General features: G+C 64.4%; 1 protein-coding gene and 1 pseudogene. Both read left to right on the top strand.

Going from position 1 to position 1313, the window contains the following annotated elements:
• Positions 1-1012: aldo/keto reductase (locus tag AAFM29_RS17365; RefSeq protein WP_341713974.1), on the top strand; the 1012-nt coding region annotated here is incomplete at its 5' end.
• A 19-nt stretch (positions 1013-1031) separates the two neighbouring features.
• A pseudogene (locus tag AAFM29_RS17370) lies at positions 1032-1313 on the top strand (nicotinic acid mononucleotide adenylyltransferase); the annotation flags it as partial.

Consider the following 1313-nt stretch of genomic DNA (forward strand, 5'->3'; position numbering starts at 1 on the left):
CCTCGTATCCGAGCTTTGCCTTGGCACCATGACCTTTGGCGAGGGCGAGGGCATGTTCGCGCAGATGGGCGCGCTGGGGCAAGATGCGGTCAACACGATCACGAAGACCGCGCTGGATGCGGGCGTCAATTTCATCGACACCGCCAATGTCTATGCCTCGGGCAAGTCGGAAGAGACGGTCGGGCAGGCAATCCGCGACCTTGGCGTCAATCGCCACGATGTCGTCATCGCGACCAAGGCGCTGGGCCCGATGGGCGATGGCCCCAACGATCGCGGCGCGTCGCGCTATCATTTGCTGAACCAGATCGATGCCAGCCTCGAACGCCTCGGCATGGATCACGTCGATCTCTACCAGATCCACGGCTGGGACCCGCTGACTCCGCTGGATGAGCAGCTGAAGGCATTGGACACCATCGTGACCTCCGGCCGGGCGCGCTATGTCGGCGTGTCGAACTGGGCCGCGTGGCAGATCGCCCGTGCTGTGGGCAAGACCGAGGCGCTGGGCACCACGCCGCTCGCTTCGCTGCAGGCCTATTATTCGCTGGCGGGCCGCGATCTCGAACATGAGGTGGTGCCCATGTTGGAGGCTGAAGGGCTGGGCCTGATGGTCTGGTCGCCGCTCGCGGGCGGTTTCCTTTCGGGCAAATATCGCCGCGGTCAGGAGAGCGAAGGCCGCCGCGCCAATTTCGATTTCCCGCCGGTCGACAAGGAACAGGGCTATGACGCGGTCGAGGTGATGGACGAGGTCGCGCAGAAGCACGGCGCGTCGATCCCGCAGGTGGCGCTGGCATGGCTGCTGGCAAAGCCCGCCGTATCGAGTGTTATCGTCGGTGCGCGCAAGATCGAACAGCTTGAGGACAATCTCAAATCGGTCGATGTCGCGCTGGACGACGATGACATGGCAAAGCTCGACGCGGCTTGTGCGCCCAAACCGCAATATCCGGGCTGGATGATTGCGCGTCAGGGCGGCTATCGCAGCGGCGCGAAGGCCGGTCAGGCACCGACCAGCTGAATTGAGATAAAGGGGGCACATGCGTAACGGATTGCGGACGGGACTGCGCACGGGATTGCTGGGTGGCAGCTTCAACCCTGCCCATGGCGGTCACCGCCGCATCACCCTGTTCGCGATTCGCGCATTGGGGCTGGAGGAAGCGTGGTGGATGGTCTCCCCCGGCAATCCGCTCAAGCCCAAGAAAGGCATGGCCCCTTTGCCCGCGCGCATGGCTTCGGCCCGTAAAAAGGCGCGGCGCGCGCCGATCCGCGTGACGGGTATAGAGGCCGAGCTGGGCACGCGATACACGGCGCAGACCCTG

This window comes from Erythrobacter sp. (assembly GCF_038133525.1).
In the GTDB taxonomy this organism is placed as follows: domain Bacteria; phylum Pseudomonadota; class Alphaproteobacteria; order Sphingomonadales; family Sphingomonadaceae; genus Qipengyuania.